We start from the raw sequence: 24,312 nt of genomic DNA on the forward strand, positions 1-24,312 counted from the left end.
GCTGCACTACGACTTATGAGGGCAAAGATGTCTCAGCGGCCAATGCGGATTTGTATTCTGGAAAACGGACGAACACCGGACGATTTGATCGACGAGTTTGGGTCCTACCCCCACATGATCGACCAGTGGCTATCGCCTTTTCTTCCCGAAGCCACGTTCACCTACCTATCCGTCGTGCGCGGAGAAAAGCTCCCGGCCCCGGATGACTTTGACGGTTTTATCCTGACGGGATCGAAACACAGCACCTATGAGCGCAGTCCATGGATGCTCGAACTGATCGCCCTGCTGCTGCCGCTCAGACAGAAACACATTCCCGTCTTCGGTATTTGCTTCGGTCACCAGATCATGGCGCAGGCATACGGAGGGTTGAATGCGAAATCTGACAAAGGTTGGGGGGTCGGCGCCCAGCAATACACCTACGAGATTCCCGACCTTCCAGCCTGCAGCGCGTCCTTTGTTTTCCATCAAGACCAGGTTCAAAACATTCCGCCGCAAGCGACACGTATAGGCGGATCGACGCATTGCGAAAACGGCGTGTTCCGCTACTCGTTTCCGGCCATCTCCGTGCAGTACCACCCCGAGTTCTCGCCCGAATATACCCGGGCGCTGGCGAAAAAATTCCGAGCCGACCTGCTGGGCGACTATGTCTCGGCTAACGCTTTGGACTCCATCGCTCATCTCCCGGTAGATGCGTCTCCTGTGGCGAAATGGGTTTCGGATTTCTTCCGTACCTATTGCGCGAAGTAAGCATCGCCGACTCGGTTAACCTATGAGACTGAATGTATAGTCCATTTTCCCCCTTCCACATTCAATAATTCCTGTTAAAACGCCATAAAAGCCATAACTCAGGTGCTTTTTGCTTATAAAAAACACACAAGGCAACCTGTAAAGTCGACATTTTTCAGATTTAGTGCTTGAAAGATATAAAACAATATCTTAAATTAAAAGCGTCCCTGCCAGGTGCCATGAGCCAGCCGTCAGAGCAGGAATACAAAAAATGGGCTGCTGCCATGCCTTGTCCATGCAGCGCCAGGAGAACTCGAATGACTGCGTTAGACCTGCACAGAGAATTCAACACCAGCTCCCAAGCCTCTCAGGAACTGGCTAAACGCATCAAAGATGCCGGCGTCGAATACCTCTACTATCAAGTTGTCACCCTCTCCGGTCGCGTCATCGCCAAGGTCGTGCCGGCGAAGCATTTGCTGCGCAATCTCGAGAAAGGCGTGCAGTTCCACCGCACCGCCGTGTCCGATCTGCAAACCTCCCGGTCTGGCGAACTGCTGGGCGGCGGCGCGCAAGCAGCCGAATTCACCGCAATCCCCGACGTTGAAAGCTTCAACGTGCTTGCCTGGGACAAGTCCATTGGGTCGTTCTTCTGCCGCATGTACGAGCCGGATCACCGTCTCGAAAACGGTGGCGCGCCACTGGGTACCGATGCTCGCGGGCATTTGATCCGTTCACATGAAGCCTTCATCAAAGAAACTGGCCTGCGGATGAAATCGGGCTGCGAGCCGGAAATGACCTGGTTCGGCGACAAACTGGAAGTACAAGTCCGCCCGGGAGCAAGCCCGGCCTATCACATGGGCAACCTTGAACTCATGCGCCCGATCTACAAACGCGTCATGGAATATGCGATCGCCATGGGCCTGGACATGATCGAAGGCGATTACGAAGATCCGGGTCAGCTCGAACTGAACTGGATGTTCGACTCTTGCGAGCTCACTGCCGATCGCCTGATGACTTATCGCTTGATCTGCCGCCAGGTGGCGAGCGAGTTCGGTGTCAAGGCCAGCTTCATGCCAAAGCCGAGCACCGGCAGCATGGGGAACGGTTGCCATCACAACGTCAGCTTGTGGAAAGATGACCGCAACGTTCTGGCCGAGCCTGGTCGCCGTGAACTGCACCTGACCGATGTAGGCCTGCACGCCCTGGGCGGCATGCTCGCTCACGCGCCGGGCTCCATGATGATCATGGCGTCGACCGTAAACTCCTACAAACGCTTCTGGGACACCGGCCAGTTTGCGCCGACTCGAATCAACTGGGGCATGGACAACAAAACCTGCACCGTTCGCCTGTCGGCCAACGGTCGCCTGGAGTACAAACTCCCCGATGCCAGTGTGAACCCGTACCTTTCCCACACTCTGCTTCTCGCCGGCATGCTGGATGGCATCCGCAATAAAACGAGCCCCGGCCAGCCCGAGAGCAAAGACAGCTATGTCGACGGTGGCGCGTCGGTGGGCATCCCCCTGACCCTCGGCGATGCGCTTGCAGCGTTCGACCGTGACGAGGTTGTTCGCAGCGCATTCCCTGTCGAGCTGACCCAGCTCTACCGTGAATTGAAGGCAGACGAGTGGGCGCGTTCTTGCGGCGTAGTGACCGACTGGGAACGCAAAATGTACCTGGACTACCTGCCATGATCGACAACGCTCATCCAACAGCCGAATTCCGCGTTATTTGTGCCGACCTCCCCGCTCCACCGCTGTTCTGGAGGGATGACACCGGGTTCCGCCATGGCTACGAGTCCGACCTGGGCAGGCTTCTGGCGCGCACGCTTGGCCTCCCGTTTCAGTTCGCTTATCAAAACTGGGCAGATTTTTATCCCGCGCTGCAGGCCGGCAAAGGCGACGTCATTTTGTGCGGTCAGGGTATTTCTGATCATCGCAAAACCCTGGCCGATTTCACCGAGCCATACGCGGTATTCGATGAAGCAGTGATGATTCGACGTGGTGCCAATCTGCGAGCGGCGTCCGACCTCGTCGGCAAGAAAGTCGGTGCGATCGCACAAAGCCTGAACATGGCCCTGGCAGAAACGTTCACCGGGTGTATTTGCGTGCCTTTCGGTGGCGACAGTGACGATGTTCTGGGTGACATGGTGACGGCGCTGCGCGACGGAAAAATCGATGCCTTCGTCGATGACGACGTTGCCTTGGTTCCCCTGGCTGAAGAAGCCGATCTCGAAATCGGTTTCAGCGTGCCCACTCAAAACAAATGGGGCATTGCGGTCAAAAAGGGAAATGACGTCTGGCTCGCACAAGTCAATGAAGCCCTCGCGATTATCAAATCGAACGGTCAATTGGAGCAGCTTTGGCGTAAATGGATGCCTTCGCTGAGCTACCCCTTCCAGATCCGTTGAGAAACAGCATTCCCCCCTGTCTCTCAACATGTCTGCTCGGCCTTACCACCCGAGCCGTTGGCCGCACCTGTCGAGGGAGCGGCCTTTTTTTTAAAATTTTATTTGAGAGGTTTTAGCCCGAAGTGCTGACTGAGTCTGGTAAATTGCGGCGATGAAACACAATCATTTGGGAGGATTGGCGAGTCGACTAAGCTCGTTCGAGCGAAATTGACTACCGATGAATTATGAACAACAACGCCAGTGCAAGAACCGCCTCGTTCATGAGGTTGCGACAGGAAGGCCGGACCGAGGAAGTGGTCCGCAGGCTGATTGAAGTGATTGACCTGGGGCTCATCGCAGAAGGCGAACAATTGCCAAGCGAAAACGAGCTGGCGATGCAATTCGGGGTCGCGACCGTCACCCTGCGCGAAGCGTTGGCTTACTTGCGAGAGCGCCGTGTCATCGAGACCAGGAGAGGCCGCAATGGCGGCAGCTTCGTGTGTCCGGCGGTAGAACTTCCAGAAGTCCATTTGCGTGCTCGCCTTGCGGACATGAGCGCCCTGGAACTGCGGGATCTGTGCGACGAACACGTTGCCATTTCAGGGGCAGCCGCTCGACTCGCGGCAAAACGCTCCTCCTCGGAGCATCACGCCAAACTCCAGCACTACATTGATGCGCTAGGCGAAGCGGCCACCCGAACAGAACGTCGCCGGGCGGATGCGCGCTTCCACATCGAGATTGCCGTGGCCGCGCAGTCCGTCAGGCTGACCCACGCAGAAATGAGCCTCCAGGCGGAAATCGGTGAGCTGATGTGGATTCCCGGGGAAGGCGCCATCACACCCGAAGCAGTCCAATCAGAACATCGAGCCATTGCAGAGGCGATCATGGCGAATGATCCCAATCTGGCTGGCGCGTTGGCAGAAGCCCATGTCACGCGCGGCATCAAAAGGCTTATAGATCTGAGATTAGATCTCTTATCCGAAGTCGCCTGAAAGTGGCATGCGCCTTGCTCTTTCTCCCGCAAGCGACTTTTTGATGCGCAGTGAGTGGAAGCTACTCACGGCATCAAGCTCAAACTGCGTGACGAGAATGCAACAGGGGCCATACACCATGCCAGTACCACTTTTTCGCACCGATGCAGACGTCTGCGCGGACAGTATCAATGCTTCGATCGGTAACGTTTTCGATCAGTTGACGATCTTGGCAAACGAAGTCGTGGACATTTGGCGACGTGAGGCTTCACTGGGCAAGAAGCCCTCGTCCAAAGACCTGGCGGTGCTGAAACCGAAAATTGACGCTCAACTCCAAGGTTCGAAATCCTGCATTCATGGAACAGGCGTCGTGCTGGAGCCGGGAGAGCTAGACGACTGCGAGATGTACCTTGAGTGGTGGCGAATGGGCTCTGCGGGCAAGGCTGTGCCCATGACACTCAACTTCAATCGACGCAGCGAAAGCTTCTACAACTACCAGGGCATGCCGTGGTTCGCCCGCCCCAAAAACACAGGGAACAACGTTGTCGTGGGCCCTTACGTCGATCTTTATGGGGCCGACATGTACATCATGACGTTCTCGCTCCCGATCCACGTCGAGGGTCGTTTCGTCGGGATCGCCGGCGCGGACATCGCCCTGCATCGCTTTGAACGAATCCTGCTTTCAAGCCTGATCAAGATGGAAAACGAAGCCCTGATCGTATCCGAGGAGGGCCGTATCATCGCCGCCAACACCGCCAATTGGACGGTCGGCGATATGGCTCACCAGGCAATGAATCGCCAGGAAACAGGCTGTCGCGTCATTGAACTCGGCGAAGCCGCTGCACATTGGTCTCTTGTCCAGCGACCCTGCAAGCGTAAACAGCGGGGCGCGGCGTAAGCCGACAGCCGTCAGCGTAGAGAGGCTTAAGCCTCTCTACGCGCGGCTCACGCTACCAGCTCATCCAGCCTCACTCACCGAGACATTCGAAAGCATTGAGTGGATCTGCTGAGTGGCCTCTTGCGTTCTTGACGCGAGCTTTTTCACTTCATCGGCCACAACCGAAAACCCACGCCCAAAATCCCCGGCCCTCGCGGCTTCAATGGCGGCATTGAGTGCAAGCATGGTCGTTTGATCGGCGATGGCCTTTATCACGCCAAGCGCCGTGGAGATCTGCGCGTAGGTTGCCTGCATGGCCGCCTGCTCCCGCTGACGCAACTCGATGGCATGTCGCTCGGAAGAGATGTCTCGAACGGCACCTATCAGCCTGCATACCTTGCCGTCGGGCCCTGTCAGGGCCCGACCCCGCTCTCGGTACCAAACCATGCCCCGCTGCTTATGCCTCATTTGATACTCAACGACGTAATGTTCAGCACTGTGCGGCGCTCGTACATATGCGTCGATAATCTTCAGTATCCTGGGCAGGTCGTGAGGATCAACGATTTGGTTATACGTTTCCCAGCCATCAAGAAACTCCGCATCCGAATATCCAACCAACTCTTTGAACTGACGGGACCATCGAAGCTCATTGGAAGGATGCTCCAAGTCTCCATCGACAATCCTGAGATCCCAACAGCCTTCGGTAAGGGTCTGCTTGGTAAGCTCCCACACTTGCGCCTCTGCACTCAGGGCCGTCAGTTGTGTATTGATCGAGTCGAAGGCCTGGCGCGTCTCGGTTGAACAGCGCTCCAGATAAGCCACCTCGTTTGCCAGGGTGCTGATTTTATCCGTGCTGACGATTGCGTCTTGTGCCCAGGTTTCCTGTGCCTGCGTCAGGCTCTCAACCTGCCCCTCCAGCGCTTTTATCCGCTGTGCCAAAGCCAGCACATTTGAATAAGTCGGCGCATGAGTCTTGCTCAATAACCGCAAACGCTCCGGGGCGAGAGGCTCTTGTTCCAACAATGCGCGCAGGGCGCGATCCAACTCATCAAATTCCGCACTCAATGAACCTTTGAACCACATCACGTTGCTCCTCTACTGCGCGACTCAGCCATCGCGCTCTGCAGACTCCGGTGTTCAAGTCGGGATCTGCACTGAATACAGCCCATCATTGAAATGCCTTCAGAAATGAAAAAACGCCCTTCTTGAAGGGCGCTTTTTATTACGTCAGAAACTATGCGGTGGTTCCGCGAGCCCCGCCGATGACAACGGCATCCCTTGAGGGAATGGCATCAGCGTAGATGGCCGCACTGCGCAGATGAGGGCGGGCAATCCACATATAGAGAAAGCCGACCGCAATGACAGCGAAAGAAGACAGCACAACAATCCAGTTGTCATACCAAGGTGCACCAGGGGTGCGTGGCCAACTGATGTTCACCATCGCGGCAACGCCATAGACCAGCGCCCCAATGTTGGTGATCAAGCCAAGCGATCCAAGCTGGTACTCACCGCTGGGCTTCCAGCCTTTCAAGCGAGCCCGCAACGCCGCAAGAACGACCATCTGGAACGCGATGTAGATGCCGACTGCCGAGAAAGAAATAATCTTCAAAAGCGCATCAGCTGAAATCATCGAACCAATAACAATCACACCCGGCAACAGCGCCGACAGCAGCAGCGCATACGGTGGCACATGACGATCATGAGAGAACTGGGAAAGCAGGCCGCTGGCAAAAATCATCTTGTCGCGAGCGTACGCATAGATCAGTCGGCTCGCCGCAGCTTGCAAGCTCATCACGCAAGAAAGGAACGAGATCAGCACGACACACAGCACGGCAGTGGAGCCCACCGGACCAAACGCATTTGCCAGAATGGCGGACACTGGATCAGCAAGCGTGCCGTTGATAACCGCGCCGATATCGACCACGGACATAATCAACGCAAAGCAGACGAAGGTTGCGGCTACCCCACCAATGTAAATCGTGCGACGCATCGACTTAGGAATACGCAGACCCGGCTCTGGAACTTCCTCGGCAACATCGCCACACGCCTCGAAACCGTAGTATTGGAAGACACCGATAAGACTTGCGGCCAAGAATGCTGCGGTATAGGAGCCCGTACTCTCCGAACCGAACGTATTGAAGAAGATGCTCATATCGTGGTGACGCTCAAACATCAGCAGGTACACGCCGACAACCAAAGCCCCCATTATTTCGGCGAAAAACCCGATCAGCGCTGCCTGCGCCAAGACCTTGGTACCCATCATGTTGATGACGGTCGCAATGGCCAAAATCACCAGAGCACAGATTACGTTCGCACCTGTTGTCGGCTCGAATCCTACAACTGAAGCCGTGTATGGAGCGGCGCCATAGGCAACCCCTGCGATAGTCGAGAACATCGCCATCACGTAAACCCAACCGGTCATCCACGCCCACTTGCGCCCCCAAAGACGCCGGGCCCATGGGTAGACACCGCCTGCGAGCGGGAATTGGGAGACGATCTCACCAAACACGAGCGCCACCAGAAGCTGGCCAACACCCGCGATGAGCAGTGCCCAAATCATCGGTGGGCCGCCCAGCATGAGAGAGGATGCGAACAAGGTGTAAATGCCGACAACCGGCGAAAGGTAAGTAAAACCCAAGGCAAAGTTCGCCCAAAGGCTCATATCGCGTTTGAATTCTGATTTGTATCCCAGGGACGCAAGACGCTGGGCGTCGACGTCAACCGGGGAACTCACGGGATGATTCGTCATGGTGCAACCTCGTATTTTTGTGTTCTCGGCAGCGACGTAGAAAGGAGGGCCATCTAGCATTTTTTTGCTCTTGGAAACGCGAACGCTCATCGCAGGTCTAGAAATACCTTCAAATACATTTGAAGTCAAAGGAAAATGTTTTGCACCCCACCAACCGGCATAAAACCCAGCAAACACTGACAAAAAACCGAACAAACGCTCAAAAAACACCAAAAGTTACGCTCAGACATGCCCGAAACCGCTGAAAAAAGCGGTCAATATCGTTGACAATACATATGGATTAGAATCTTAATGTTCGCAGAGAGCTAGGCATGCAGCCGGCCCTCTCCGTTCAGGAGGCTTCTCATGCGAGAAATAATCGGTGCGTTCGAGATTGGAGTCATGCAGGTTTCAGAAACAAAAGAGCCTTCTTCCAGGGAGGAAGCTCATGACCCAGGCACATGGATACTGTTCTCAGCATTGCTCGTTCAGGTGTTCGCCTGTTTCAGCCTGGCTCATTGATCCCCCTGAACTCATCCAAGGCCATGATCGACTTGAGTTATCCAGACTGAAGATGATCAGCGATGATTTCTTCGCTTAAAAAAGCCGCTATCACTAGCGACTTCTTGTTATGCCGATGCCCGAACGTCATTCGGATCGACCTTGGGCGCGGCAAAAAATGCGCGCTGGCCTATTTGCTCCTTTACCTTGCTGACGATGTACGCACCAATAGGAATGGCCGACGTTGCCGCGGGTGAAGGTGCATTGCACACGTTCACGCTTCTATTGGTATTAACAAACAGGAAGTCGTCAATAAGCTTGCCGCTGTTCGAAACCGCCTGGGCGCGAACACCCGCGGGATAAGGCGTGAGGTCTTCCTTGTTGATTGACGGACAGTATTTCTGCACTTGCTGGAGATAGCCGCCCTTGAACAGAGAGTTCCTCATCTCAATCAGACCGGGTTTCAAATTGGCCTTCAGTACCTTCAAGACCCCAAGCGAGGTGAACATTTCAAACATATCAGCCAGGGAGAAATCGGTTTTCTTGTAACCCTCACGCTTGAGCGCCAAAACAGCGTTTGGTCCAACGGTGACCGTGCCGTCAATCATGCGAGTCAGATGCACGCCCAAAAATGGCATGGACGGATCGGGGATAGGGTAAATCAAGTGGTTTACGATCTGATTGTGCTGCTTGGGCAGCAGGTAGTATTCGCCCCTGAACGGACAAATCTGGAATTGCGGCTCGAGCCCCAGCATCCTGACGATCCGATCGGCCATCAGGCCTGAGCACGAAATCAGAAAACGGGCTTGGTAAACCCCCGTCGACGTCGTGACTACGACCTCGTCCGCACGCTCGTCGAGCGCGGTCACTTGCGAATTGTAGTGAATGACGCCACCCGACTTTGTGAACTCTGCCGCCATACTCCGAGTGACTTCAGCGTAATTCACAATGCCACTGGAAGGGACAAAGATACCTCCCAGCCCGACAATATTCGGTTCTCTTTCACGAAGCTCAGCGGCCGAGAGCCATTCACGCTCAAGGCCATTCGCCTCGGTGCGCTCCCAGAGGGCCTTCATCCGCTCCATTTCCACATTGTTCGTGGCCACCAGCATTTTGCCGCAGGCGTCATAACGAATTGCGTGTTGATCACAGAAGTCCTTGGTTGCCCGATTTCCTTCCAGGCAGAACTTGGCTTTCAGACTGCCCGGCGTGTAATAGACACCCGCATGGATCACACCACTGTTGTGACCGGTTTGATGTTGAGCAGGGCTCGACTCTTTTTCCAACAATAGAATCTTTGCATCCGGGTATTCAGCGGCCATTTGCATGGCTGTAGACATTCCCACAATGCCGCCACCAATGATTACAAAGTCGAACATAGCTATCACCTCACAAGGATGGCGGACAGGGAGCGGGCCGCAGTCGCCTGTGGCCCGCCCATTGATCAGTTGGATGTCTGGCCGTGGTGGTGACCCACCTTCGGATAGCTGAAGTAGCCACGTTGACGCATCAGCTCGCGACGAAGGCCTGGATGCGCGGTGAAGCGGTCGCGTCCGTGAAGCCAGAACAAGTTGTTGATCAGCACGAACGAACCGACTGGAACGGGAATAGACAGCTTCGCCTGACTGGTTTCCAACGACTCACCGAGTTCATAAAGCCAGGTACCTTCTTCGTAGTTTTCGGGCTGAACAAATTGGTCGATGTAGCGCATGGTCGGGCGCCCCTCACCATCGGTATCAAAGATGGCATGGAATACATCCTCTTTGACGTTTTTGCTGGGTGGCGCGGTCCAGCGCAGAGAGCGGCGAGCCAAGGGGTGCCGGTAGAACTTATTCAAATCAGCCCAATCATCGAGGTGCAGCAGAAGCGAGTTGCCACCTTGCATATTCTGTTCGTCGATTTTCATCATCAGCACGTAGTCAGTGATCTGATTCACGAACGTTCCGTCGTTATGCAGCTCCATCACACGATGGGGAGCACGCAGGTAACTGTCGGACTTATCGGTGTTTTCCACGACAAAGCGCGCGTAAAACTGTCCGCTCATTGCATCGAAATTGGAACGCCCAAGCAGGTGCGCGACGGCGGTAGAAAATTTAACCATGTCTTCTGCCTGGGAGACATCGTTCAGCCCTTCAGGCGTCACCAACAGGCCACCGGTTTCACGGTCCAGCAGCGTATTGATCAACACCGGACGCAGCGTCTCACCACAAATTTCGTTGAGGATTTTGCCGAACTGAAACCGCAAAAACGACTTGTACTCAAGGGCCTGAACGGGCCATTCGGCGACGGCGGCGAAAAACGCGTCGACGGTGGCCTTAGGAAAGGTGAGCGCCAAGAAGCGCTTGGACTGAGCGGAAGGCTTGAGAGAGAAGCCCACGTACTCGGTGGGCTGTTGCATGACCGGAGCGTTTATCTGAGAGAAGGCGTTCATTGCTATGTCCTGGCGTAGTGAGGGTGAGCGCTTTGCGGAGCATCGGGCGAATCGACGGGCGAAAAATATCGCCACAAATAAAAAATGTCTACATTTTTAAAATATATAGATAGAAAATGTTTCCGTAGCCATTCGGCCCTATTCTTAAAAATGGGTATCATTAGGAGAATTTGACGATGAGTGGTCGCTATGGAAGAGCTTGAGCCAACACTGAAATCTACTTTCGAGGGTTACGGAAGGCTCAAGAAGGACATCATTCGTGGCGTATTCCCGGCTGGGCAGAAGCTATTGATGAGCGCCCTGAAAGACCGATACGGGCTTGGGGTCGGCCCGCTGAGGGAGGCTCTGTCACAGCTCGTCGCCGAGCACTTGGTGATTGCGATAAACCAAAAAGGCTATCGAGTTGCGCCCATGTCCATGGAGGAAATGCGCGACATCTACGACGCGCGCGCCAACCTGGAGGCCATGATCCTCACGCTTGCGATCGAACGAGGGGATGACTCCTGGGAAGCCTCGATTCTTGCGCGAACCCACACGCTATCGAAAGTGATGGAACTCAGAACGCAAGAGCAGATGCTTGAGATATGGGATGCCCGACATAAGGCGTTTCACAGTGCGATAGCCGCCGGATGCGGGTCCAAGCACCTGCTGCAGCTAAGGTCGCAACTGTTGGACCAAGCGGAGAGGTATCGCCACCTCTGGCTGAAAAGCACGGTCTTCTCCGAAGAGGCGCTTCGTCAAAAACGGGCCGAGCACGCAACCCTCGTTGACGCAATCCTGGCTCGTGATGCGGTAAAAGCGAGCGCCCTGATGAGGGAGCATCTGATGACGCCCGTTCCAATCATTTCAGACATCATCAGCAACTCGGTGCCGGCATAGCCCCCACAAAATGTTGACGGGAATACCCAAAGAAACCGGTCCGTGATGGCCGGTTTTTTGTGAGCGGCATTTGGAATCGAGCTTCTGAAACACTTCCCCTCCAGAAAATAAAGCGCGGCAAAACCTGTACAAATAAATATTTATGTACAAGTATCATGGCTCGAGCGGTGGCGCTTCGCCTCGCACTTTCAAAGAGCCAGGCCATGACACGTCTACTGGTTTCACTGTTGCTGGTCTTGAGCTTGACCAGTTGCAGCAATGTGGAGGTCGACCACTACGCCGACCAGCAACCAACGCTGGACCTGGAGCGCTTCTTCAGCAAACCCGTGAAAGCCTGGGGCATTTTCCAGAAGCGTTCGGGGGAAGTGGCCAAGCGCTTTGAGGTGGATATCGCCAGCCGGCGCGAGGGCAACGCGTTGATTCTCGATGAGCGCTTCCTCTACAGCGATGGCACGCGCCAGCAACGCGTGTGGACGCTGACCCCGGACGGCCCTGGACGCTGGCGTGGGCGCGCCGGCGACGTGGTCGGTGAGGCGATCGGCGAAGTGGCCGGCAACGCGCTGCGTTGGCGCTACCGCCTCAATCTGCCGGTGGATGGCGAGGTGTACGAAGTCAGCTTTGACGATTGGATGTACTTGATGGACGAAGACACCTTGATCAACCGTTCGAGCATGTCCAAGTTCGGCGTCGAGTGGGGTCAGGTCACGTTGTTCTTTCGTCGCCAATGAGGTGAATCATGAATATGCACATGCTGATCGACCTCGCCGAGAAAGGCGAAATACGTGAGTTGGAACTGCTGTCGCTGGAAGGCGGTTTCTACATCGCTCGCGTCCGACTGGAACACCTCGAAATGACGTTGCTCGACGATCACGCCAAGCCGATGCGCATCGGCTCCACCACGCATTTGCGCGACCTGTTGCAGCAGGTTCCACCGTTTCCCTGTGTGCTGGTGCAGCACTGCGTTCATGACGAAATGTGCGGCACGCGTGAAGGACCCATTGGCGCGTTGCGGATTCCGTTTTCGCTGAACGCGTCGTTCTAGGTCGAAGCGCAAACCCTACGACCTAGCCCGACCACGCCAAGCGCAGTGCCACCCACCAGCATCGGTACGCGCCCCCAACGTTACAGGGCGCGACGACGGGAGGACAATTCGTGTTGCTTGATGAAACCGCTCGTTTTAGGTTGAGCGGTCTTTATAGAATGCCGACGGGCCTGAAACCAATACCGAATGCCGACCGATTAATACCCAAGGGGCACGCAGGTGGTCGGCTGGGTGCTGATCGTCCCCTTGCTGGTCTCGCTGGTGCGACTGCCGTTTCCACTGGGCCCGGCCCTCGCCCTGGGGGCGATCGTCGCGTCAGCCTATGGCGTAGGGTTCGCCAGGCGGCACGCCAGCCGCCGAGTAACGGTACTGGCGTTGATCTGCACCTTGCTCAATGTCGTCTCACTGGTTGGGCTGGGGAGTGCCTCGTGGCTGATGGCGCTCTATTACCTTTCAAGGGTTTACTGGAACTTCTAGAGCGGCGGAAAAATCGACCGCAAGAAACGAAGTTTCCGGTGCAATGGGTTGATCTAGATTGAGCCATCCCCCACCCGTTCAGGAGCCCCCTTATGCGCTATGAATACACACTCATGCCCTCCCCCGTCGGCGAACTCACCCTGGTGGCGCGCGGCGGGAAACTCAGCGCCATTCTGTGGGAAACAGAGCGCGCCAACCGTGTCCGCCTGGGGCCATTGCACGAGGCCAACGCCAATCCGGTGCTGTTGGAAACCCAGCGCCAGCTACGGGAATATTTCGCCGGCAGCCGCAACCGGTTCGAGCTGGAATTGGACTTCACCGGCACTGCGTTTCAGCAGCAGGTCTGGCAGGCCCTGCTGACCATTCCATTTGGCGAAACCCGCAGCTACAGCCAGATCGCCCAGCAGATCGGCAACCCGAAAGCCGTACGCGCCGTGGGCGCGGCCAATGGACGCAATCCAATCTCAATCATTGCCCCGTGCCATCGTGTGATAGGCGCGTCAGGCGGGCTGACCGGGTTCGCCGGCGGGCTTGCGGCCAAGCAGTATCTGCTCGCGCTGGAAGGCACCGACCGAGGCTGACGTGCACCCGGCATGAAAAAACGGCGGTTGGATTTGATCCAACCGCCGTTTTTCGTCGGTGAAGGGCTCAACCGTCGCCTTGATGACCCTACCCGTAGGTGGACGCCAGGGCGCGGGCCTTTTGCAGACGCTCTTGCAACCTGGGCAGCGTCTCATCCACCAGGGCTTTTATTTCCGGCACATCGGACGCCGCGCCTTCCTGCTTGAACAGGGCAATGGCGTCTTCGTTTTCCTTGACCTGTTGCGCGGTGTAGGCGGCGTCGAAGGAGTCGCCGTCCTTGAGTTCAGGCATCAGGGTTTCGGCCTTGTCGACGATCTTCTCCCGTGGGGCCACGGGCAGGTCGAGCTTCTTGGCGATCGCCGCCAGGTGCTGATTGGCCAGGGTGCGCTCGTTGATCACCTCGATGGTGTAATCCTTGATTTCCTGGGACGAGGTCTTGGCGTGGGCCATGCGACTGGTTTCGATATCGGCCATGCCTTTGGCCGAAGCCTGCTCGATGAATTCAGCAGGCGACTGGGCGAAAGCATTGCTGGCGCCGAGGCCCAGCAGCATCGCGAAACTGGCGGCGCGTAACCGGATAGCCATGCGGCTCATGATGGGTTCCTCCAGGGCAAAAATAGGTGCGAGGGAGTACACCTCACCCTGAATTGGAATTTTCAGGGCGGCAAAGGTTTAGAAAAAACTTCTCAGTGCGACGAACGGTCCTCGTCATGTCACGCCGGTTTGCTGCCGAGCAAGCCCGGCAATGCATGGGCCAGCGCATTGATGGCGAAGCCGATAAACATCACGCCACAGAGTCTGGTGATCAGGATTTCATGGCGCTGATACACCGTGCGCACGCGCTGGGCGCCCACCACGCCAATCAGGATCGCATAGGCCAGCAGCCCGCCGACGAAGCTGAGGACGATCAACCACGGCAGCATCGACCAGGTCAGCAATTCGGCGCGGCTGGACAGCAACGCAGTGAACGTCGCCACGGCAACCGGGTACGCCTTGGGGTTGGTCAGGCCGAACACAATGCCGTGCCAGAACGGATGCCGCGCCGCGCCCTGAGGGGCATCACTGCTGCGACGCTGGGTGCGGATCGCGCGCCAACCGAGCCAGAACAGGTACAGGCCGCTGAGCACGCCCAACACATCGAATGCCGTGCTGCCGACTTCGCGCGCGCCCACAATCGCGATCAGCGCCGTGCTGCACCACACCACATCGCCGAGCAAGTGCCCGCACAGAAACCCCGCCCCGGCGCGACGGCCACGCGCGGCGCCTATGCCGAACACCGCCAGTACCCCAGGACCTGGCGTAATGCCGTAGATAAAACCCGAAGCGAGGACGGCAAGCAGCAAGGATGGGGTCATGGGCGCGACTCTGACAGAGGGTTGAACGATGGAGGGATTCTGCCTGTTCTGCCGAGAACTGCAATGTGACACACCAAAACGGTGGCAAGCGGGCTTGCCACCGAAGTCGGGCTGCGCATTGGCGTTACCGAGCCGTTCAGCCTTTGTCGAGGGTGCGCAACTTCTGCGGCAGGCCCCACATCAGCAACGCCGCCGCCAACAGCGCACACACGCCGATCACATACAGCGCCGGGGTGGTGCTGCCGGTGAGGTCCTTGATCCGCCCCACCATCACCGGGCTGACAATGCCACCGAACTGCCCCAGGGTGTTGATCACCGCGATCCCACCCGCCGCGCCGGCACCGGCGCCGGCCAGCAGTTTGGGCGGCAGGGTCCAGAAGGTCGGGATCGAGGCGATGATGCCCGCGCCCAACATGCCCAGGGCGATGATCAGGAAGGTGGTGTGGTCGGCAAAGATCCCGGCGCTGAAAAAGCCCACCGCGCCGAGCACCACCAGGCCGCAGACAAACTTGCGGCGCTCACCGGTGGCATCCGACAGACGCCCGATCACGATCATGCTGATGGCACCGCACACATAGGGAATCGCCGTGAGCAGACCGATCATCACCGGGCTCTGGGTACCCGCGCTGCGGATCAGTTGCGGTGCCCAGAAGTTGAGGCCATAGGACGCCACTTGGATCAGAAAGTAGATGAACCCGAGCATCAAAAAGCCTGGAATGCGGATCGCCGACAACAGCGAGCCGCCATGACTGTTCGGCTCGTGCTTGGCAATACGGCTGGACAGCAACGCCTTCTGCGCCGATGTCAGCCAATGCGCGTCCTCGATACGGTCCTTGAGCAGGATCAGCACCAGGAACCCCAGGCCGATGCACGGCAAGCCGCCGAGCAGGAACAACCAATGCCAGCCGCGCATCTGCAGCACGCCGTCGAGGTGTTCCAGCACCAGGCCGGAGAACGGTGCGCCTACCAAACCGGCAAAGGCCGACGCCAGGAACAGCATCGAGGTGATGCGCCCACGGAAATGCTGCGGGAACCACAGCGTCAGGTAATACAGCACGCCGGGGGCAAAGCCCGCTTCCATCGCGCCGATGATGAAGCGCAGCCCATAGAACTGCCATTCGGCCGTGACAAACACCATGGCCGCCGTGGCCAGGCCCCAGGACATCATGATCCGCGCGATCCAGCGCCGGGCGCCGACCTTGTACAGCATCATGTTGCTCGGCACTTCGAAGATCACATACCCGACCACGAACAACCCGGCGCCAAGTCCATAGGCGGTGTCGCTCAAGCTCAGGTCCGTTTGCAACTGGAACTTGGCAAAGCTGATGTTGATACGGTCAAAAAACGCGAACAGGTAACACACCATGATCAGCGGCATCAGGCGCCAGGCGACCTTGCTGACCAGGGCTTTTTCGGCGTCGATTTCAGCAGCCGGGCGCGCGCCGGCCTCTAACGTATTAGCGTTCATGATTTCTCTCCAGCGGACTGCTCATAGGCGTCCGATTGTTTTTGTTGTCTGGTGCGGCGTTACAACGTGGCGATGTAAGCCGGTGGCGAATGCAGATCGGCGTTGCGTCCGGCCTTGGCCACCTGGCCCGGCAACTCATGGCCAAGCAACGCTGGTAAACCACGGGACATGTGCAGCAGGTGCGGCAGATCGATGCCGGTGTGAATCCCCACTTCTTCACACAAGTTGACCAGGTCTTCGGTGCAGATATTGCCCGACGCCCCCGGCGCAAACGGGCAGCCGCCCAAGCCACCGAGGGCGGCGTCAAAGCGCCGGGCACCGGCGTCGTAGGCAGCCAGCACATTGCACAACCCCAGGCCGCGGGTGTTGTGGAAATGCAGGGTCAAGTCGCGCGCAGGCACACGCTGCAACACGCGCTTGACCAGGTGCTCCACCTGGCGCGGGTTGGCCATGCCGGTGGTGTCGGCCAGGCTGATGCCCTGGATGCCGAGCTCCAGGTACGCGTCGACGATCTGCAGCACGCGGTCTTCGTCGATCCGCCCTTCGAACGGGCAACCGAAGGTGGTGGCGATGCTGCCGTTCAGCCGCACCGGATGCCCGGCGGCGAAGCTGACGATATCGCCGAAGGCCGCCAACGACGCCTCGCAGCGCATACGCATATTCGCCAGGTTGTGGGTCTGGCTGGCGGACATCACCAGGTTCAACTCATCCGCCGCAGACGCCACGGCGCGCTGCGCGCCCTTGAGGTTGGGGATCAGCGCCACATAGATCACACCCGGCGCGCGCGCGATGCCCTGGAACACTTGCTCGCCATCGCGCAACGCCGGGATGGCCTTGGGCGAGACGAACGAGCCGGCTTCGATGCGCGAAAAACCGGCCAGGGACAACTGGTCGATCAGCGCGATCTTGTCGGCCGTTTCGACCCAGGTCGGTTCGATTTGCAGACCATCGCGCGGGGACACTTCCTGCACGATCAACGGGTCGGAATAATCCTGAATCATTGCACCACTCCCGAAGCTTTCAGGCGTTGAATATCGGCAACCGTCAGGCCCAGGCTGCCGAGGATATCGTCGGTATGCTGACCCAACGTCGGGCCCTGCCAGTTCACGGCGCCGGGGGTATCCGAGAGCTTGGGCACGATTCCGGGCATCTTCACCGACACACCGCCGGGCAGTTCGGCAGTGAGCAACATGTCGCGGGCCTGGTAGTGCGGATCGCTGACGATATCGGCCACGGAATAGATGCGCCCGGCCGGCACTTCGGCGGCTTCCAGGGCCGTGAGCACCTGGTCGATGGGCAGGCTGCTGGTCCAGTGGGTGATCGCCGCATCCAGCAGGCCGCTTTGTCTGGCACGCCCATCGTTGTGGGCAAATTCCGGCGCTTCGGCCAGGTCGACGCGGCCGATGGTGGTCATCAGGCGCTTGTAGATCGGGTCACTGTTGCCGGCGATCACCACGTAGGCGCCGTCGGCGGTCAGGTAGGTATTGGACGGCGCGATGCCAGGCAAAGCGCCACCGCTGCGCTCGCGCACATGGCCGAGCATGTCGTACTCGGGCACCAGGCTTTCCATCAGGTTGAATACGCTTTCAGCCAGGGACACATCGACAATCTGCCCGTCGCCCTGGCCGGTCTTGACCCGCAGCAGCGACATCAGCGCGCCGATCACGCCATGCAGCGACGCCAGGGAATCGCCCAGGCTCACGCCGACCCGCGCCGGCGGTGAGTCGGGGTTGCCAGTGGTGTAGCGGATGCCGCCCATGGCCTCGCCGATGGCGCCGAAACCCGGACGGTCGCGGTAAGGGCCGGTCTGGCCGTAGCCGGAGATGCGCACCAGGGTCAGCTTGGGGTTGAGGGCATGCAGCACGTCCCAGCCCAGGCCGAGTTTTTCCAGGCCGCCGGGGCGCAGGTTTTCGATCAGCACGTCGGCGTCGCCGAGCAGTTGCTTGATCAGGTCCAGGCCTTCGGCAGACTTGAGGTCCAGGGCCAGGGACTTTTTGTTACGCGATTGCAGGTACCACCACAGCGACGTGCCTTCGTGCAGCTTTCGCCATTTACGAAGCGGATCGCCCTGCCCCATGGCCTCGATCTTGATCACCTCGGCGCCGAACTCGGCCATCATCCGCGCGGCGAACGGCGCGGCAATCAGGGTACCGATCTCGATCACCTTGATACCGCTCAGGGGAGCCGTCATGGGCTGTACCTCTTATTTTTGGAATAGGCGACCAAGGCTAGAGGACAGACGCGGGAGAAATCCAACCGTCAGTTGGCAAGGAGCGTTCGCGAAACGCGAACGCTCAGATAATCGAACAGCAACCGACTGACCGGCGACAGCTGTGCTTCGTCACGCACCACCAGGATCAGACTGCGATCCGACCATGCATCCGTGAGCGGCACGGCGTGCAACCCCAGCGCCCGGCCAAACAGCTCATAGGCTTTTTGCGGCAGGATACCGATGCCCATATTCGCCTGGACCATCCGGCACATCGCATCAAAACCCGGCACATGGATGCGCAGGCGCAGCATCCTGCCGGCCTCTCGCGCCGCGGCGTGGGTGCGCATGTTGATCGAACTGGCGGCGTGCAGGCCGACGTAATCGCTGTCCAGGGTTTCGCTGAAGGCCAGGCTCGCGCGTGCCGCCAACGGATGATCCGCCGGCATCAGCACCACCAGTTTGTCGTGGCGATAGGTCACGCTGGGCAGGCCTTTGGTGTCGGTGTCGCTGGAACAGATCCCCAGGTCGGCCACGCCATCCAGCACGCCTTGCACCACGCCTTTGCTGGGGCGTTCTTCCAGGTCGGTCTTCACTTCGGGATGCGACTCGGAAAAATCCCGCAGGTCTTCCGGCAAGAACTGAATGATTGCCGAGAGATTGGCCAGCATCCGCACATAGCCGCGCACACCGTGGCTATGTTCACCCAGTTCCAGGCCCATTTTTTCCACGTTGAAGAGCATCTGCCGCGCATGGTGCAGCAGGGTTTCGCCGGCGGCGGTGAGGTCCATGCCTTTGGCGCGGCGCACGAACAGGCTCACGCCCAACACCTGCTCCAGCTCCATCAAGCGCTTGCTGGCCGCCGATACCGCGATGGCTTCGCGGGCGGCAGCGCGGGTCAGGGTGCCTTCTTCAAACACCGCAACGAATAGCTGCAGTGTGATCAAGTCCAGGCGACGTACCAGACTCTTGTGCAGCATCAGGGACGCTCGGACGCCAGACGATTGATCTCGGCCTGTTCCACCACCGGTTGCGGCGCGCCATGGCGCACCGCCGCCAACATCGCCCGGCCGACGGTTTCGGTGCTCACCACCCAGCCCGGCTTGAGCCGACGCAGCAGCGAAAGCGCCGGCCCACACGCGGAATAAAAGGCCTGGTACAACCGCGTCTTGGAGCGCACGCCATGCAACGGCTGGATCAGCCCCGGCCGAAACAGATAGACCGCCTTGAACGGCAGGCGCAGCAAGGCATTCTCGGTCTTGCCCTTGACCCGCGCCCACATCGACTTGCCCGCCTCGGAACTGTCGGTACCGGCGCCGGACACATAGATAAAAGTCATCTGCGGATTAAGCCGCGCCAGGGTGCTGGCAGCGACCAGGGTGAGGTCGTAGGTGAGGTGGGTGTAGCGGGTTTCAGTCATGCCTGCCGAGGAAACGCCGAGGCAGAAGAAGCATGCATCAAAACCTTGCAGCAGGTTTTCCAGGGGTTGGAAATCCAGCATGTCGCTGTGCAGCACCTGATGCAGCTTGTCGTGCTCCAGGGCCAACGGCGTGCGGCCAACCACGACGATTTCCTGTACGTCGGCGGCCAGCAGGCACTCGCGCAGTACGCCCTGGCCGACCATGCCGGTGGCACCGAATAACAGAACTCTCATAGGGGAACCTCAGCGGCAAGCCGCAAGCGTCAAGCTCAAGTTGCAGGCAGCTTAACAGCTTGCGGCTTACGGCAGCCCCATCAGAACGCGCTGCGGAAGATCTCCTCGATCTGACGTTGATCCGCTCGCCGCGGATTGGTCAGCCCGCACGCATCCTTGAGCGCATTGGTGGCCAGCAGCGGAATGTCCTGCAGCTTGGCGCCCAGTTCACGCAGGCCGGCGGGGATTTCCACGTCCAGGGACAACGCACGAATTGCCGCGATGGCCGCCTGGGCGCCCTCTTCGTCGGTGGTGCCTTTGATCTGCGCACCCAGCGCGCGGCCGACGTCGCTCAAGCGCTTGGCGCTCACGCTGGCATTGAAGCTTTGCACATGGGGCAGCAGCACCGCGTTGCACACGCCGTGGGGCAGGTCATACAGGCCGCCCAATTGGTGGGCCATGGCGTGTACAAAACCGAGGGAGGCGTTGTTGAAGGCCATGCCGGCGAGGAACTGGGCATACGCCATGTTTTCCCGCGCGGCCTTGTCGCTGCCATCGCGAACCGCCAGACGCAGATTGGCGCTGATCAGTTCGATGGCCTTGATCGCACAGGCATCGGTGATCGGCGTGGCAGCGGTGGACACGTAGGCTTCGATGGCGTGCGTCAGGGCGTCCATACCGGTGGCGGCGGTGAGGCCTTTGGGCATGCCGACCATCAGCGTCGGGTCATTGACCGACAGCAGCGGCGTGACGTTGCGGTCGACGATGGCCATTTTCACGTGGCGGGTTTCGTCGGTGATGATGCAGAAGCGGGTCATCTCGCTGGCGGTGCCGGCGGTGGTGTTGATGGCCACCAGGGGCAGTTGCGGCTTGCTCGATTGGTCGACGCCTTCATAGTCGCCGATGTGCCCGCCGTTGGTGGCGCACAGGGCAATACCCTTGGCGCAGTCATGGGGCGAACCGCCGCCCAGGGACACGACAAAATCACAGGCGCTCTGCTTGAGCAGTGCCAGGCCTTTCTCGACGTTTTCCACATTCGGGTTGGGCTTGGCGCCGTCGTAGATCACCGAGTCGATGTCCTGCATCGCCAGCTTCTCGGCGATCATGCTGGCCACGCCCGCCTTGGCCATGCCGGCGTCGGTGACGATCAGGGCCTTGCGAAAACCATAGTTGCGGATAGCGACCATCGCTTCGTCGAGGCAGTCGGTGCCCATGATGTTGACGGCGGGAATGAAGAAGGTACTGCTCATGAAAAATCCTCTGGGGCGTTATGCCGGTAGCATCCACCGGCATCGCATAACCCGTCTTGATCAGGATCAAGCCACGCCCGTGATAAAGTCACTGCCCAGCCGATTTCGAGTAGACCCGCCGCAATGAAGGATTTCCAGGATATTGACGCCCACCTTGAAGACTGGAGCGCACTGCGCAGCCGCATCGCGTTCAGCGCGATTCTGATCGGCAACGGCGCCAGCCGGGCGATTTGGGAAGACTTCGCCTACGACTCGCTGTTCGAGAACGCGCGCACCGTCGAAGAAAAACCCCTCAGCCAATCCGAACTCAGCGTGTTCGACGCCCTGCAAACCCGCAGCTTCGAGCAGGCCCTCAGCGCGCTGAAGACCACCAGCCGAGTCAACAAGGCCCTGGCGGTCAGCTCGGCGGCGCCGCGCAATCGCTACTACGCGATCAAGGAAGCGCTGATCAACACCATCCACGCCGTGCACATCCCGTGGCGCCTGGTGCAGCCGTCGACGCTGGCGACGATCAACGCCGAACTGGCCCAGTACGCCACGGTGTTCACCACCAATTACGACCTGCTCAACTACTGGGCGATCCTGCACACACCCGGCATCGACGACCTGTTCCGCAGCGCCGACGCCAGCTTCGACCTGCGCAACACACGCACCGACGCCACGCGCATCCTCTACCTGCACGGCGGCCTGCACCTGGTGCGCAACCTGGACGGCACCGCGCGCAAATTGCCGAGCACCGACAGCACCCTGCTCAGCAGTTTCGCGATCAACAACACGATCAAGACCCTGGACGATGTGCCGTTGTTCGTCAGCGAAGGCAAGGTGGAGGAGAAACTCAAGACCATCCGCAGTTCGGATTACCTGTCGTTCTGCTATGAGCAACTGCTGACCCATCAGGGCGCGCTGTGCCTCTTCGGCCACGACCTGGGCGCGCAGGACAAGCACTTGGTGGACGCGATTCGCCAGGCCAGGCCGTCCACCCTGGCGATCTCGGTATCGGGCCGCAGCGACGGTTTCATTCGCCAGCAGAAACGCCGGTATTCAGCATTGTTCGAGGGCAGCGGCGTGGCGCTGGAGTTTTTTGCCGCGCGCACTCATCCCTTGGGCAACGCGGCACTGTCTGTGCCGGTCGAGCGCTAGCCTGGGGCTCGTTCCGACCGAAGGCTGCACACATTCATTCCGATGGAGACAAATAGCAATAATTCTCGATATCATTCGCGACTTTTCTACGTCGCGCTTCGTCAAGAAGGATATCCATGTCTCGTCCCAAGCCGGACCCGTTGTCGGTCGATGCCTTTCGCAGATTTTATGCAGATATCCTGTATTTCCTGCGCAAACGCACGGACAACGCCAGCGACGCGGCAGACATGACCCAGGATGTCTTCACCCAATGGCTGGACTACCGCGACCGGGCCAAGGTCGAGCAGCCACGGGCGTTCCTGTTCCAGATGGCGCGCAATCTGCTGCGTGATCACTGGCGCAAACAGAAGGTCCGGCACACCGTCCATGCAGGTCACGCCGACAGGGACGCCGAACCGCTCAGCGACGAGCAAAACGATCCCATGGTCGCCGCGCTTCGCCTGCAACGCCTGGAACAGTTGAAAGAAGTCCTCGCCGAACTCTCGCCCCGCCGGCGAGAAGCCCTTATGCTGCACCGCTTCGAAGGCCTGAGCCAGGCACAGATCGCCGAGCGCATGGGCATTTCGACCAGCATGGTGGAAAAGCACATCGCCTTTGCCCTGCTGCATTGCAAGCGACGCCTTCAACCCGAACCCGGCATGGAGCAGCCAGAATGAACCGCCTGAGCGACATCGACGCCCTGGATATCGAGGAGAGCGATTCCATCGATGCCCAAGCCGCCAGTTGGTTTGCCCGCAACCGTAACGGCGCGGACCGCACCGACCGCAAGGCCTTCGCCGCGTGGCAAGCGGTGCCGGCCCACGCCCGCGCCTATGCCGAATTCGAACAACTGTGGGCCGACCTGGCCCAATTGCAGCAACTGAACAAACCCGTGGCGCTGTCCACGCGCAAACCGTCGGTGTGGCGCCCTGCACTGGCCGTGGCCGCCGCCTTGTTGTGTGCCGTGCTGGCGCCGTCCCTCGGCGCACCTCGCGAGGTGTATCACGCCCAGGTGGCCGCCCACGCCAAGGGCATGCGCACGCTGCAACTGCCCGACGGCAGCACCCTGTATGTGAATGCCCACTCCCGCCTGCGCGTGGATTTCACCGCGTACCAGCGCATCGTGCATCTGGACAAGGGCCAGGTGTATATCGAGGTGGCCGCCGACAAGGAACGGCCGCTGTTCGTGCAGGCGGGCGAAGCCCATGTGCGGGTGGTCGGCACCGGCTTCGATGTGCGACGCGGCCCGCAGCAACTGGTGGTCAGCGTCGCCCACGGCCAGGTGGCGTTCGAGCCGGGCCCGAAAAGCCCGGTGGCCCTGCTCGGCGCCCAGCAACGCGCCAGCTACAGCTATGCCAAGGGCACCGTGCAGCAGCAAACCCTCATCGACGAAGAGGTGGCCGACTGGCGCAGCGGACACCTGGCGTTTCGCAACCGCGACCTGGCCAGCCTGATCGACGAACTGAGCCTGTACCGGCCCCAGGCGCCGTTGCAGGTGAGCAGCGCTGTGGCGCAACTGAAGGTCTCGGGCAATCTGGATGTGAACGATCCCGACGCCCTGCTCAACGCCCTGCCCGCCCTGCTGCCGGTGAAAACCGTGGCCTCGGCCGATGGCATCATCAGGATCGAATCCAGCAAATAATCGCCCGACGCCACACTTGAGAATATTTTTCATTCG

Annotated in this window: 25 protein-coding genes; 13 read left to right on the forward strand and 12 right to left on the reverse strand. The window is 59.0% G+C overall.

Going from position 1 to position 24,312, the window contains the following annotated elements; genetic code table 11:
* Positions 1–27: 27 nt before the first annotated feature.
* From ACLH0J_RS26670 to ACLH0J_RS26690, 5 genes are all read left to right on the forward strand, one after another.
* Positions 28–747 (forward strand): type 1 glutamine amidotransferase, encoded by a 720-nt coding sequence (locus ACLH0J_RS26670; protein ID WP_411389765.1) that lies wholly within the window; start codon positions 28–30, stop codon positions 745–747.
* 296 nt (positions 748–1,043) lie between these two features.
* The gene (locus tag ACLH0J_RS26675; RefSeq protein ID WP_411389766.1) at positions 1,044–2,417 is read left to right on the forward strand and encodes a glutamine synthetase family protein; all 1,374 of its coding nucleotides are present in this window, start codon (positions 1,044–1,046) and stop codon (positions 2,415–2,417) included.
* Positions 2,414–3,133: a substrate-binding periplasmic protein gene (locus tag ACLH0J_RS26680; RefSeq protein WP_411389767.1), complete on the forward strand. Its 720-nt coding sequence runs from the start codon at positions 2,414–2,416 to the stop codon at positions 3,131–3,133. Before ACLH0J_RS26675 ends, ACLH0J_RS26680 begins: the two co-directional genes overlap by 4 nt.
* A gap of 224 nt (positions 3,134–3,357) precedes the next feature.
* On the forward strand, positions 3,358–4,104 hold the full coding sequence (locus ACLH0J_RS26685; RefSeq protein WP_411389768.1) for a FadR/GntR family transcriptional regulator: 747 nt from the start codon (positions 3,358–3,360) through the stop codon (positions 4,102–4,104).
* Between the two features lie 118 nt (positions 4,105–4,222).
* Positions 4,223–4,981 carry a cache domain-containing protein gene (locus tag ACLH0J_RS26690; protein ID WP_411389769.1) on the forward strand — a complete coding sequence of 253 codons (759 nt, stop codon included), beginning with the start codon at positions 4,223–4,225 and terminating at the stop codon, positions 4,979–4,981.
* A gap of 60 nt (positions 4,982–5,041) precedes the next feature.
* On the opposite strand, the gene ACLH0J_RS26695 is transcribed toward ACLH0J_RS26690, so the two are convergent.
* The 4 genes from ACLH0J_RS26695 to glaH form a co-directional block, all read right to left on the reverse strand.
* Complete coding sequence (locus ACLH0J_RS26695) at positions 5,042–6,043, reverse strand: PAS domain-containing methyl-accepting chemotaxis protein (RefSeq protein ID WP_411389770.1); 1,002 nt, start codon at positions 6,041–6,043, stop codon at positions 5,042–5,044.
* A 151-nt stretch (positions 6,044–6,194) separates the two neighbouring features.
* Positions 6,195–7,709, reverse strand: a complete 1,515-nt coding sequence (locus tag ACLH0J_RS26700) for an APC family permease (protein ID WP_411392898.1) — start codon at positions 7,707–7,709, stop codon at positions 6,195–6,197.
* Between the two features lie 608 nt (positions 7,710–8,317).
* Positions 8,318–9,568, reverse strand: a complete 1,251-nt coding sequence (lhgO, locus tag ACLH0J_RS26705) for an L-2-hydroxyglutarate oxidase (RefSeq protein ID WP_411389771.1) — start codon at positions 9,566–9,568, stop codon at positions 8,318–8,320.
* 65 nt (positions 9,569–9,633) lie between these two features.
* Entirely contained in the window at positions 9,634–10,620 is a 987-nt protein-coding gene (glaH, locus tag ACLH0J_RS26710) for a glutarate dioxygenase GlaH (protein ID WP_411389772.1), read from the reverse strand.
* 189 nt (positions 10,621–10,809) lie between these two features.
* Between glaH and csiR the strand changes: the two genes are divergently transcribed.
* The 5 genes from csiR to ACLH0J_RS26735 all read left to right on the forward strand — a co-directional run bounded on the left by csiR (position 10,810) and on the right by ACLH0J_RS26735 (position 13,599).
* The gene (gene csiR / locus ACLH0J_RS26715; RefSeq protein ID WP_411389773.1) at positions 10,810–11,499 is read left to right on the forward strand and encodes a DNA-binding transcriptional regulator CsiR; all 690 of its coding nucleotides are present in this window, start codon (positions 10,810–10,812) and stop codon (positions 11,497–11,499) included.
* 203 nt (positions 11,500–11,702) lie between these two features.
* Positions 11,703–12,227 carry a DUF3833 domain-containing protein gene (locus tag ACLH0J_RS26720; RefSeq protein ID WP_411389774.1) on the forward strand — a complete coding sequence of 175 codons (525 nt, stop codon included), beginning with the start codon at positions 11,703–11,705 and terminating at the stop codon, positions 12,225–12,227.
* Positions 12,228–12,235: 8 nt separating this feature from the next.
* On the forward strand, positions 12,236–12,541 hold the full coding sequence (locus ACLH0J_RS26725; RefSeq protein WP_411389775.1) for a DUF6482 family protein: 306 nt from the start codon (positions 12,236–12,238) through the stop codon (positions 12,539–12,541).
* A 231-nt stretch (positions 12,542–12,772) separates the two neighbouring features.
* Positions 12,773–13,018 carry a hypothetical protein gene (locus tag ACLH0J_RS26730; RefSeq protein WP_411389776.1) on the forward strand — a complete coding sequence of 82 codons (246 nt, stop codon included), beginning with the start codon at positions 12,773–12,775 and terminating at the stop codon, positions 13,016–13,018.
* Positions 13,019–13,110: 92 nt separating this feature from the next.
* Entirely contained in the window at positions 13,111–13,599 is a 489-nt protein-coding gene (locus tag ACLH0J_RS26735) for a methylated-DNA--[protein]-cysteine S-methyltransferase (RefSeq protein ID WP_411389777.1), read from the forward strand.
* Between the two features lie 88 nt (positions 13,600–13,687).
* Here the strand turns inward: ACLH0J_RS26735 and ACLH0J_RS26740 are convergent, their stop codons facing one another.
* From ACLH0J_RS26740 to yiaY, 8 genes are all read right to left on the reverse strand, one after another.
* Complete coding sequence (locus tag ACLH0J_RS26740; RefSeq protein ID WP_411389778.1) at positions 13,688–14,194, reverse strand: DUF4142 domain-containing protein; 507 nt, start codon at positions 14,192–14,194, stop codon at positions 13,688–13,690.
* 119 nt (positions 14,195–14,313) lie between these two features.
* A complete protein-coding gene (locus ACLH0J_RS26745; protein WP_411389779.1) occupies positions 14,314–14,955 on the reverse strand; it encodes a LysE family translocator in 642 nt (213 codons plus the stop codon).
* A gap of 136 nt (positions 14,956–15,091) precedes the next feature.
* Positions 15,092–16,423 carry an MFS transporter gene (locus tag ACLH0J_RS26750; protein ID WP_411389780.1) on the reverse strand — a complete coding sequence of 444 codons (1,332 nt, stop codon included), beginning with the start codon at positions 16,421–16,423 and terminating at the stop codon, positions 15,092–15,094.
* 59 nt (positions 16,424–16,482) lie between these two features.
* The gene (locus ACLH0J_RS26755) at positions 16,483–17,424 is read right to left on the reverse strand and encodes a hydroxymethylglutaryl-CoA lyase (protein WP_411389781.1); all 942 of its coding nucleotides are present in this window, start codon (positions 17,422–17,424) and stop codon (positions 16,483–16,485) included.
* Entirely contained in the window at positions 17,421–18,614 is a 1,194-nt protein-coding gene (locus ACLH0J_RS26760) for a CaiB/BaiF CoA transferase family protein (protein ID WP_411389782.1), read from the reverse strand. The genes ACLH0J_RS26755 and ACLH0J_RS26760 overlap by 4 nt, the downstream gene beginning before the upstream one ends.
* Positions 18,615–18,682: 68 nt before the next feature.
* Complete coding sequence (locus tag ACLH0J_RS26765) at positions 18,683–19,612, reverse strand: LysR substrate-binding domain-containing protein (protein WP_411389783.1); 930 nt, start codon at positions 19,610–19,612, stop codon at positions 18,683–18,685.
* Positions 19,612–20,286, reverse strand: coding sequence for an NAD(P)H-binding protein (locus ACLH0J_RS26770; RefSeq protein ID WP_411389784.1), 675 nt, complete (start codon positions 20,284–20,286; stop codon positions 19,612–19,614). Before ACLH0J_RS26770 ends, ACLH0J_RS26765 begins: the two co-directional genes overlap by 1 nt.
* A gap of 80 nt (positions 20,287–20,366) precedes the next feature.
* Positions 20,367–21,515 carry an L-threonine dehydrogenase gene (gene yiaY, locus ACLH0J_RS26775; RefSeq protein ID WP_411389785.1) on the reverse strand — a complete coding sequence of 383 codons (1,149 nt, stop codon included), beginning with the start codon at positions 21,513–21,515 and terminating at the stop codon, positions 20,367–20,369.
* A 123-nt stretch (positions 21,516–21,638) separates the two neighbouring features.
* Between yiaY and ACLH0J_RS26780 the strand changes: the two genes are divergently transcribed.
* From ACLH0J_RS26780 to ACLH0J_RS26790, 3 genes are all read left to right on the forward strand, one after another.
* On the forward strand, positions 21,639–22,655 hold the full coding sequence (locus ACLH0J_RS26780) for a DUF4917 family protein (RefSeq protein WP_411389786.1): 1,017 nt from the start codon (positions 21,639–21,641) through the stop codon (positions 22,653–22,655).
* Positions 22,656–22,771: 116 nt separating this feature from the next.
* Positions 22,772–23,311, forward strand: a complete 540-nt coding sequence (locus tag ACLH0J_RS26785; protein WP_411389787.1) for an RNA polymerase sigma factor — start codon at positions 22,772–22,774, stop codon at positions 23,309–23,311.
* Positions 23,308–24,276, forward strand: a complete 969-nt coding sequence (locus tag ACLH0J_RS26790) for a FecR family protein (protein WP_411389788.1) — start codon at positions 23,308–23,310, stop codon at positions 24,274–24,276. The genes ACLH0J_RS26785 and ACLH0J_RS26790 overlap by 4 nt, the downstream gene beginning before the upstream one ends.
* The last annotated feature ends 36 nt before the right edge of the window (positions 24,277–24,312 follow it).

Origin of the sequence: Pseudomonas sp. MPB23 (assembly GCF_046605395.1) — a bacterium.
GTDB lineage: Bacteria > Pseudomonadota > Gammaproteobacteria > Pseudomonadales > Pseudomonadaceae > Aquipseudomonas.

Coding starts and splice junctions, on each gene's coding strand:
- ACLH0J_RS26670 (WP_411389765.1), top strand. CDS start 28: ATGTCTCAGCGGCCAATGCGGATTTGTATTCTGGAAAACGGACGAACA.
- ACLH0J_RS26675 (WP_411389766.1), top strand. CDS start 1,044: ATGACTGCGTTAGACCTGCACAGAGAATTCAACACCAGCTCCCAAGCC.
- ACLH0J_RS26680 (WP_411389767.1), top strand. CDS start 2,414: ATGATCGACAACGCTCATCCAACAGCCGAATTCCGCGTTATTTGTGCC.
- ACLH0J_RS26685 (WP_411389768.1), top strand. CDS start 3,358: ATGAACAACAACGCCAGTGCAAGAACCGCCTCGTTCATGAGGTTGCGA.
- ACLH0J_RS26690 (WP_411389769.1), top strand. CDS start 4,223: ATGCCAGTACCACTTTTTCGCACCGATGCAGACGTCTGCGCGGACAGT.
- ACLH0J_RS26695 (WP_411389770.1), bottom strand. CDS start 6,043: ATGTGGTTCAAAGGTTCATTGAGTGCGGAATTTGATGAGTTGGATCGC.
- ACLH0J_RS26700 (WP_411392898.1), bottom strand. CDS start 7,709: ATGACGAATCATCCCGTGAGTTCCCCGGTTGACGTCGACGCCCAGCGT.
- lhgO (WP_411389771.1), bottom strand. CDS start 9,568: ATGTTCGACTTTGTAATCATTGGTGGCGGCATTGTGGGAATGTCTACA.
- glaH (WP_411389772.1), bottom strand. CDS start 10,620: ATGAACGCCTTCTCTCAGATAAACGCTCCGGTCATGCAACAGCCCACC.
- csiR (WP_411389773.1), top strand. CDS start 10,810: ATGGAAGAGCTTGAGCCAACACTGAAATCTACTTTCGAGGGTTACGGA.
- ACLH0J_RS26720 (WP_411389774.1), top strand. CDS start 11,703: ATGACACGTCTACTGGTTTCACTGTTGCTGGTCTTGAGCTTGACCAGT.
- ACLH0J_RS26725 (WP_411389775.1), top strand. CDS start 12,236: ATGAATATGCACATGCTGATCGACCTCGCCGAGAAAGGCGAAATACGT.
- ACLH0J_RS26735 (WP_411389777.1), top strand. CDS start 13,111: ATGCGCTATGAATACACACTCATGCCCTCCCCCGTCGGCGAACTCACC.
- ACLH0J_RS26740 (WP_411389778.1), bottom strand. CDS start 14,194: ATGAGCCGCATGGCTATCCGGTTACGCGCCGCCAGTTTCGCGATGCTG.
- ACLH0J_RS26745 (WP_411389779.1), bottom strand. CDS start 14,955: ATGACCCCATCCTTGCTGCTTGCCGTCCTCGCTTCGGGTTTTATCTAC.
- ACLH0J_RS26750 (WP_411389780.1), bottom strand. CDS start 16,423: ATGAACGCTAATACGTTAGAGGCCGGCGCGCGCCCGGCTGCTGAAATC.
- ACLH0J_RS26755 (WP_411389781.1), bottom strand. CDS start 17,424: ATGATTCAGGATTATTCCGACCCGTTGATCGTGCAGGAAGTGTCCCCG.
- ACLH0J_RS26760 (WP_411389782.1), bottom strand. CDS start 18,614: ATGACGGCTCCCCTGAGCGGTATCAAGGTGATCGAGATCGGTACCCTG.
- ACLH0J_RS26765 (WP_411389783.1), bottom strand. CDS start 19,612: ATGCTGCACAAGAGTCTGGTACGTCGCCTGGACTTGATCACACTGCAG.
- ACLH0J_RS26770 (WP_411389784.1), bottom strand. CDS start 20,286: ATGAGAGTTCTGTTATTCGGTGCCACCGGCATGGTCGGCCAGGGCGTA.
- yiaY (WP_411389785.1), bottom strand. CDS start 21,515: ATGAGCAGTACCTTCTTCATTCCCGCCGTCAACATCATGGGCACCGAC.
- ACLH0J_RS26780 (WP_411389786.1), top strand. CDS start 21,639: ATGAAGGATTTCCAGGATATTGACGCCCACCTTGAAGACTGGAGCGCA.
- ACLH0J_RS26785 (WP_411389787.1), top strand. CDS start 22,772: ATGTCTCGTCCCAAGCCGGACCCGTTGTCGGTCGATGCCTTTCGCAGA.
- ACLH0J_RS26790 (WP_411389788.1), top strand. CDS start 23,308: ATGAACCGCCTGAGCGACATCGACGCCCTGGATATCGAGGAGAGCGAT.